We start from the raw sequence: 8,974 nt of genomic DNA on the forward strand, positions 1-8,974 counted from the left end.
CCATATTTACAATAGAGGCAAAATCAGGTACCACAAATTCACTTGTCGTGCCATACGATCAGATAATTCGCTGTATGAAATGGGTAGATAATTTTGAGCTGTATCAAACACGAGAGGTAATTTTTGCGTTCAAGTTTCTATCCAAAAAGCGAATTGGTCTAGGCGAATATGAAAAAAGAGAGCTACGAGAATACTACAAGGTATGGGACAAGTCAAAGCAGATATCAGATTTTGCGTGTAATTATGACGGAAACACGTATTCCGTAATAGATGCAAAACGCCAGAGGCTGGACTTAAAAGATTACACCATGCCATTTGTTAGCAAAAATACCAAGACCATACAAGAACCCTAGTGGAAAGTGACAGATTCAGAACAAGTATTTAATTATCCAACAACATTAACAGTTCCATGAGCTTTGAGGATTTTGTGGATGAGCGAATGCTCGTAAGCCACAATGTATTCGGCGATAAGGAAATGAAGATAAAAATTCTTGAAGTCTCAGACGAGCATCCCCCAGTCCAATGGAAATTCGGAAACAGAGTCAAGGTCAACAAGATCCTGATCACAATAAAGCATCTTAAGACCCAACAAGTCGAAGAGGGGGAATTCGATATTGAGACGATTGAAAAAGAGCTCAGTACACGTAGTCATTATACCTCAACTAATCGATGGGTTTCTGTCAATGATATCAAAAATGGTTATGTGGTAAATTCCAAACATGTTAATCTTATTTCAGATGCAGTTGCTCTGGAATACATTGTATTTTGAAAATCAAAACCAAAAACTATAAGAAAGTACTCTAAAATCATCAAATCATGTCATCACGAGAGATTTCAATCTCAGGCACTGATTATACCATCACACTGACGGATCAGCTGGTAAACCAAGTAAACAATCTAAAGTCACTATACAGTGCAGCCTATGAAGACCCAGAAAGCTTCGAGCAGGTAAGCTCAGAGATATCTAATGCGATAAACGAGATTGCAGCTCAATCCGAGCCACCAGTATCAGATGACGATTTGGATGGATTCATTCAGGAAATAATTCGAGTAGTGGACAAAAAGGCAGAAGAAATCAAAGAAGAACTAGAAGGCAAATCAAGTGTAAAACCAAAAAAAGAATCCAAGCCAGCAAAACCGCAGAAATCAAAAAAATAATATCATTTTAGCAACAAATCAGCAAAAAATATGCAGTTTTAGTTATATTCTACTTTGGATTAACTATCATGATGAAAGTACATTGTGAGTGCGGGATTTGCGGACATTACGAGGTAAGCGAATGTATTGCCAAAGAATGCAAATGCTGCATTAACTTCCATATTCGTTCAGGTGGAAAAAAATCCAATTAAAATAATAAAACAAATGAAATTATTACAAAAATACAAATCTCAAAGAATTAGAACGCATAAAAAATGCGGATTTTGATTTATTGTTGAATCATATTGCATTGTCGCCACACTGCATCCAAGTTACAAACCTAAAGAGGATCAGTTCCCAAATTTCAATCACCTTTGGTTTTCAATACTAATACTGGCAGAAAAATCATTTAATGCTGATTTACAATGTTTGCAAGCCAGAATAGCTACTTGTGACAGCTGCAACTTTTTGACCAGTGTTTTGAGCACCCAAAAATTTTGTGATCTTTGCATCCACAAATGATACATTTTTTCTCAGACATTATTCCCTCAATATTGATTTGATGTGCTCTAATAGATTGTTTTCCTCTATGGAATCAAGAATGGACATTCTGAGATTTTTGAGCCTCATCGGATCATCAGAATATAACGGAGTCATCGTATCCATTTCTCTGAAGAACTCGTGATTTACAAGATATTTTCTGATTGGTGAAAGCATGTGTTGGTAATCAGCTAGTTCTTGCTTGTTTGTAGCCAGTTTGTTTGCCAATGCCAGAAAAAGACCGTTTATCTTTGCCAGTTCTCTACGCATGATATCTAGATCGCCTGGCTTGTCACGCAGGCTTTGCAGTAAAGTATGTGAATCATCTACTTGTTTTAAAATGCCTTTGAGATACTGCTCAAACGTGACCATTTTCTTTTTGAAATGCGTCACTATTGAAAAAGCTTAGTCTATCTTTTGATTCCAAAATATTAACAATTCAAATTTAAAGCAGTATTAAGGTGGAAACTTGTATTGAACAGTAACGCCTACCTAAAATGCATAGATCCAGCTTGTGGGCTAGAGTATCCAATTAATTCCAGAAACATCGAATGCGAGCGGGGACATTTACTTGATGTAAAATACAAAAACACCCCATCTCCGGAGCTAAAGGAATTATTCTATAACCGACGAAACCCTCAGGGAAATATTTTCAACGAGAGTGGTGTTTGGAGATTCAGAGAGCTACTCAATTTCTGCCAAATAGACACGGGCAATAGAGATGAATGTTCAAAGTACCTAGTATCATTAGACGGTGCAGAAGGAAGACAGTCTAAGCCGTATCAAATGTCAAAGGTGGCAGAATTTATTGGAATGAATCATGACGGATTGTGGCTCCAGCCAGAAGGATACAATCCAAGTGGTTCATTCAAAGACAACGGCATGTCGACTGCAGTAACACATGCAAAACTAATTGGAGCTAAAAAAATAATCTGCGCATCGACAGGAAATACTTCGGCAGCTGCTGCAATGTATGCGGCAAACGAAAACATGGAGTGCGACGTATACATTCCAGCAGGACAAATTGCTCCTGGAAAGCTATCACAGGCGTATCAATTCGGTGCACAAATTGTCCAGGTTCAGGGAAATTTTGATGATGCCCTAGCAAAATCACTGGACGATGCAAAATATCGTGAAGGCTATACGGTTAATTCAGTAAACCCATTTAGAATCGAAGGACAAAAAACCATACCGTATAGGGCAATAGAATACCTAAACTGGAACCCGCCAGACTGGATTGTTTATCCAGGTGGAGCATTGGGAAACATTTCGAGCTGTGGTAAGGCATTAATGGAATTATATGAATGGGGTTGGATCAAAAAGGTTCCAAGAATAGCGGTGATAAATTCCGATGGGGCAAGCACTCTGTACGATTTGTATAATGGTGAATTTGAGAGACAAGAGCTACGTTGGAATAAGGGTAAGCCAGATACCGAGATGATAAAAAACTACTACAGACACTTAGATGAAAGTAGTATCAGGCCGAAAACAAAGGCAACGGCAATTCAAATCGGCAGGCCAGCAAACATACTCAAAGGATTACGTGCTCTGGAATTTACAAATGGGGTAGTGGAAAAAGTCTCTGATTCTGAAATGCTTGACGGCATGTCAATTGTAGGGCTAAACGGTTTTGATTGTGAGATTGCATCAGGTGCAACCCCAGCAGGAATAAAAAAGCTAGTTGAAAACAGAATAATCAAAAAAGACGATGTCGTAGTTGGAATACTCACAGGCAGGCAAAAAGACTCTAGCCTTCCAGTGGAATATCATAACAATCCAGCAAACAGGTTTGCAAACCCACCAAGGGAATGATTATTTTTTAGCAAAAAATTCTTCGAGTGCCTTTTTCTTTTCTCCCATATGAAATAGCTTCTCGGTGTGTACAAATGCCTCCTCATATGGCTTTTGGAAGAGCATTGCCTGCATGAGTAGGTGGTTTTCAGGAATCACGATTCCAGTCTGATCATCAGAGTAAACCATTTTGATCGTATCCCCAATTACTTGAATCATGTTTGCGTGTATGTGAATCATGTTGGTGTCTTTGAAGCTAAACTTCATAGACTCCGCGGCATCACGGATTTGCTTTGTTCCCTTTGCAGTCCACAGCGTGGCAACACCGTATTCATCTTTGAATAAGTCCAAGATCTCAGATTGGGTTGGCGCCGAATCCTTGAATCGTATGCTCATCATGTGAACATGCATCTGACGAGTTGGAACCTTGATTGCCTGGATGAACAACGGGGTATCTTTACCCATGTATGATTTGACATCATCCTGATGGTGCGGGTTTGGGGACAATTCTATTGTGTCTAGAACGGACTTTTCAGTCTGCTCAATGTCTGCCCACCGCCGAACAAGTATGGCATCAAATCTTAGCAATCTAGAGCCATATTTTTCTCGGAGTGGCTGCAATATTCTTCCCATTCCTGTGACGTTACAGCTTCCTTGCATGACGTGTTTTTTACCAAAGGCGTCATTGTAGTTAACACGGGAATTGAACAATAAATCAGAGACACGTTCATCGCCAAAGACAGACTCGCCTCCCTGATAAATTGCCATTATACCATTTGGTTCATAGAGTTGTTTTTTGTTGGCAAAGCCAGTTCCTCCAGGTGCACCATCAATTACAAGATCACAGTCAGATAGTGCTTCTTCTATACTCCCTTTGATTTTATAATTTTTAAAAGAGTCAATATTTTTTTGCGGCACATAAACATCAAAGCCCCTAGAGACGGCGTCATTTACCTTTTCATCTGGAGAAAACTTACCTACTCCGATTACCTTGATTTCAGGATCATCTTTAATGAATTGAGCGATTCTGTTTCCAATGGAACCATACCCATTGACAAAAACCCGCTTCATGGTTTTGTCCCATAGTCGGGATTTATTTACATTTCACAGATTAGGTGGAAGGCGACAATTCGTATGGTTCAATCCACTCTTCTCATATAGAGTCAAATTTTGCAACAGTCGCCTAGACCAGATTCTATTTTTTGGGCAGTACTTTCTTTGCTCAACGTGATGGATATTAGAAAATACGCAAGTATCAGTAAAGGTCAGAAGACCTCCAAAACAATGATCGTCCAGAGTTTGTGGGTTTGCATACAAAATATTTCATTTCCTTTAGATTAATGAGCATGTGTTCTAATACACAAAACAACTAAATTCATCCCGTTTATGGCTACAACATTGATACATGCTCCATCGCTAGGAATTGGTGCAGGAATTGCAGCTGTAGTCATAATTGGTGCACTCTTTGTAATTAATTTTCAAATGCCAGAAACAGGATTTAAGACAGAAGACATCAAAGATGCAGAAATGGACCAAATTCGTCAAGAACAGGCCCCGCAAAAGGTCCAAATGTCAATCTTTTCTGCCAACGCATCTCCAATATTGGGAGACCCAAATGCACCAATTACAATAGTAGAATTTGGTGATTACCAGTGTTTTTACTGCAACAAATTCTTCCATGATACAGAACGCCAAATTAATGACAATTATATCAAAACAGGCAAAGCAAAATTGATCTTCAAAGACTTTACTATAATAGGACCAGATTCGGTCATTGCAGCACATGCTACACATTGTGCAGACGAGCAAGGCAAGTTCTGGGAATATCACGATACACTGTACAACAATTGGAATGGTGAAAACAACGGTTGGGCATCGGCACAAAACCAGCTTAAATTTGCCCAACAAATAGGCCTAGATGAGATGAAATTCACTGAATGCATGAACAGTGAAAAATATGCAGAAAAGATTCAGGCAAGCTCCGAAGATGCAAAAACATTAGGATTGAGTGGAACACCAGCATTCTTTGTGATTAGTCCAAACAACAAGATAGTCAAGATTCCAGGAGCCCAGCCATATGACGTGTTTGCCAATATTTTAGACTCTGATGAGATGATGGCAAACTAATCAGATTATGGAGTTTAATTGTGTAAAAGATTGCTCGCAGTGCTGTATTGATCGAGAGTATTATCCATCAAAGAAATATGGCAAAATAGGAGTGCTTATTCTGCCTGATGAAAAACAAAAAATCGAATCATTAGCAGAATCTTTAGGAATTAACATAGACATAGTTCCGAGGATCGCAATATCAAATGACGATTCCAAGCCAGAGAAAATCATTGCCTACCAGATGATGGGAATGGAACAAAACGGCAACACCTGCCCATTTTTGGATACAGGGTCAAAATCCCCCCACGGTGGATTTGCCTGCAAAATTTACAGTCAGCGACCTCTCGCATGTAGGGCATATCCACTCATTGAGACAAATCCCATCACGCTAGACCAAAAATGCAAATTTTGCCAGACATGTCCTACTGCCGACTCTAATCTAAATTCAGAGATAGAGTCCCTAATCCAGATAAAAAATAATATGAATGCAGACATGCCCAAAATATGGCGATATGCGACAGGAGTCGGAGAACAAGAAGACATTCCGATCATACAAAAAGGCTGGATAAGAGAACAATAGTAAACTCGTAGATCAAACACGCGGATAGATCATCAAATAATTTCTGTAAAACGGTAAAATTGGCAAATTTGTAGTAATTTGCATCACATTAGACGATCATGGAATGGATTTAGCTGACAACCCTTATATTCAAAAATCCAAAGGGTAGCTCATGGCAGCAGGTATTGACGACATTGCCATTTACATCCCGCGCTTGTTTGTAGATTCGACTGATTTTGCCCAGGCAAGAGGAGTAGATCCAGTCAAGCTAAAGCAGGGACTGGGAATATCACGCATGGCAATTGTAGATTCCAACCAAGATCCAGCGTGCCTGGCGGCAAATGCATGCCTAAAGATAATGCAGCGTGACAAGATATCCCCAGATGACATTGGTAGGTTGTATGTCGCAACAGAATCATCACTGGATGAATCCAAGGCCCTAAATTCGTACGTCATTGGCATGCTAGAGCAGGTATACGGAGACGGCTCCTTTGAGCACTGCGGTGGGATAGAGTGCAAATTTGCATGTGTTTCAGGCTCATATGCCCTGTACGATAACGCCAACTGGATAAGGGCGGGAGAAGCAGAAGGAAAACACGCAATTGTCGTAGTATCTGACATTGCAAAGTACGACATGGGTTCTTCTGGAGAATACACACAGGGAGCAGGCGCCATTGCAATGTTGCTTAACGATAATCCAAGACTATTACAATTTGATTCCAGAGTCACATCAACATCAATTAAAAACGAGTATGACTTTTACAGGCCGTTTGGAAAAGAAACCCCAATTGTTCACGGACAATACTCTAATTTACTGTACCTAATTCAGGTCAAAAAAGCATTTGAATCATACAAGAAAAAGGCAATAGAAACAGGAATCATCAAGTTAGAGGAAGGAGAAACAATTCTGGACCACATTGATTATCTTTGCATGCACTTGCCATATTCTAACATGGGCAAAAAAGCACTATCATACTTGCTAAGACGTGAATGGAGAAGCCTTCCAAGATGGAAAAGAATTGTAGAACAGACAGGAATGGAAGAGCCTGTGCCAAAAGATCCTCGCGGTACAATTGAATCAATACTTGCAGACGAGGAATACATGGGCAAAGATCACGAGTTTAACAAATTATTTACCAGAACCAAAGAATATCAGGCATTTTATGAGGACAAGCTTACCAGCTCATTAATCGCATCATCGATGATTGGTAACCTATACACAGCATCGCTATACCTAGGATTTAGAAGCTGTCTTGAGTTTGAATTCCAAAAAGGAGTCGACTTGGAGGGGAAGAGATTTGGGTTTGGCTCATACGGTAGTGGAAGCAGTGCAATGGTGTTCTCAGGCGTAGTTCAGCCATCATACAAGGAAATTGTCAAGAACATGAACTTGGAAGCAGAAATCGGCGAGCGAGTCAAGCTATCGCTAAAAGACTATGAGGAAATACATGAAAACAAACGCGCCCCAACACAAAGCATGCTAAGTGGCAAAAATGAATTTGTCTTAGTAAGCGTTGAAAAGTCTCCCGAAAGTAGGGGGGAGCGCAAGTACGTATACTGCCAGTAACAGAACGCAAATCTACATCATGGACACACCATCACCAATCAAAGAAAGACTTTACCAGACAATCCAGAGCATTCCTGAGTACATAGTTCAAGAAAAGATTGCGCAAAACCCAGACTTATTCATGCGGGAAATATTCTCAAAGGCAGACATTGACTCACTTGACGGAAACAAGACTGAAAATTATGAAACATTTGCGGAATCTGTGATGCATTTTGTTCTAACTAATGCGTTGATTCCAAGCCAGAGAAAAATAACATTAGGGCAGATTGAGCTAGATATCGTAATTCCAGACGTTAAAACATTAAAGATTTCTAACAAAGACACAATAGTAATTTTATTCCCAAAGACAGAAAACGTAAAATCAATACTGCCAAGATTGGAAAAAATACTCGCCATTCAAACAACTAAAGAAAACGTTTGGCTTGTGCAAAAATCGTCGCTTGGATTACCATACAAAACATATGAACTAGAGAGAAGTGGCTCATTTTTTCATATTATTGAGGATATCAAAAAGGCAACGACTAGCAAGGGACAATCAAAACTTAAGATCTTTAAAGTTTAGACAGCACGTGGTTGCTTTGCAAGATTTGTGATATTGTCTTGATGTCACCATTTTGTATGCGTGGAATCTTGCAAATGACATCAATGCCGCTCAGAAACACCAAATTCTCTTCCAGTTCTTGCATGTCATATCCATCAGTATCAGTCTGGTTAATTATCAACCCCAAAACGTTTATTCCATATTTTTTGCATACATTCAAGGTAAGTAACGTGTGGTTAACAGAACCAATCTTGGTACCTGTCACCATCAAAACATCTAGATTTAGATCTTTTATCAGATCCGCAACATAGTAATCCTTCAAAACAGGAACCAAAATTCCGCCAATTCCCTCAACTAGGACGACGTCATGGCACGATTGTAATTTCTCATAGCTGGATAAAACCAGGTCAATGTCTATCGTTTTGCCCAGTTTTTTTGCAGCTTGGTAAGGCGAAGTCGGAATTGGAAAAAAATACGGATTAATCAGTGATTCAGGATCATTTGCGCCTGAATGCCTTACAAGTAATTCAACATCTTCTGATTTGAATCCGTTTTTTTGCGGAATTCCTGTCGCAAAAGGCTTCATTGCTCCCACATCAATACCAGAAGACTTTAGAGCACTTGCAAGGGCGCATGTAAAGACGGTTTTGCCTATGCCAGTGTCACTACCAGTAATGAAAATCGACTTCATGTAGAAACTCCTAGTCTATGGAATTAATCCTTTTACCGC

General features: G+C 39.6%; 9 protein-coding genes and 1 pseudogene. 7 read left to right on the forward strand and 3 right to left on the reverse strand.

Features of this window, described 5'->3' with window-relative positions; translation table 11 throughout:
* The first annotated feature begins 397 nt into the window (after window positions 1-397).
* Window positions 398-769 (forward strand): annotated as a pseudogene (locus FJ354_06795) (hypothetical protein).
* 47 nt (window positions 770-816) lie between these two features.
* Complete coding sequence (locus FJ354_06800; protein MBM3906360.1) at window positions 817-1,158, forward strand: hypothetical protein; 342 nt, start codon at window positions 817-819, stop codon at window positions 1,156-1,158.
* A 519-nt stretch (window positions 1,159-1,677) separates the two neighbouring features.
* Here FJ354_06800 and FJ354_06805 read toward each other — a convergent pair.
* Window positions 1,678-2,049, reverse strand: coding sequence for a hypothetical protein (locus tag FJ354_06805; protein MBM3906361.1), 372 nt, complete (start codon window positions 2,047-2,049; stop codon window positions 1,678-1,680).
* A gap of 102 nt (window positions 2,050-2,151) precedes the next feature.
* On the opposite strand from FJ354_06805, the gene thrC reads away from it, so the two are divergent.
* On the forward strand, window positions 2,152-3,489 hold the full coding sequence (thrC, locus tag FJ354_06810; GenBank protein MBM3906362.1) for a threonine synthase: 1,338 nt from the start codon (window positions 2,152-2,154) through the stop codon (window positions 3,487-3,489).
* Here the strand turns inward: thrC and FJ354_06815 are convergent, their stop codons facing one another.
* Entirely contained in the window at window positions 3,490-4,539 is a 1,050-nt protein-coding gene (locus tag FJ354_06815) for a type II glyceraldehyde-3-phosphate dehydrogenase (GenBank protein MBM3906363.1), read from the reverse strand.
* A gap of 327 nt (window positions 4,540-4,866) precedes the next feature.
* On the opposite strand from FJ354_06815, the gene FJ354_06820 reads away from it, so the two are divergent.
* The 4 genes from FJ354_06820 (at window position 4,867) to FJ354_06835 (ending at window position 8,265) form a co-directional block, all read left to right on the forward strand.
* The gene (locus FJ354_06820) at window positions 4,867-5,595 is read left to right on the forward strand and encodes a protein-disulfide isomerase (GenBank protein ID MBM3906364.1); all 729 of its coding nucleotides are present in this window, start codon (window positions 4,867-4,869) and stop codon (window positions 5,593-5,595) included.
* Between the two features lie 7 nt (window positions 5,596-5,602).
* A complete protein-coding gene (locus FJ354_06825) occupies window positions 5,603-6,157 on the forward strand; it encodes a YkgJ family cysteine cluster protein (protein ID MBM3906365.1) in 555 nt (184 codons plus the stop codon).
* 151 nt (window positions 6,158-6,308) lie between these two features.
* Window positions 6,309-7,703, forward strand: a complete 1,395-nt coding sequence (locus FJ354_06830) for a hydroxymethylglutaryl-CoA synthase family protein (GenBank protein MBM3906366.1) — start codon at window positions 6,309-6,311, stop codon at window positions 7,701-7,703.
* A gap of 19 nt (window positions 7,704-7,722) precedes the next feature.
* The gene (locus tag FJ354_06835; protein MBM3906367.1) at window positions 7,723-8,265 is read left to right on the forward strand and encodes a hypothetical protein; all 543 of its coding nucleotides are present in this window, start codon (window positions 7,723-7,725) and stop codon (window positions 8,263-8,265) included.
* Here FJ354_06835 and bioD read toward each other — a convergent pair.
* A complete protein-coding gene (gene bioD, locus FJ354_06840) occupies window positions 8,255-8,935 on the reverse strand; it encodes a dethiobiotin synthase (GenBank protein MBM3906368.1) in 681 nt (226 codons plus the stop codon). The two genes, FJ354_06835 and bioD, sit on opposite strands and share 11 nt — an antisense overlap.
* Between the last annotated feature and the right edge of the window lie 39 nt (window positions 8,936-8,974).

It is taken from the genome of Nitrososphaerota archaeon, assembly GCA_016872055.1.
Lineage (GTDB): Archaea > Thermoproteota > Nitrososphaeria > Nitrososphaerales > Nitrosopumilaceae > Nitrosotenuis.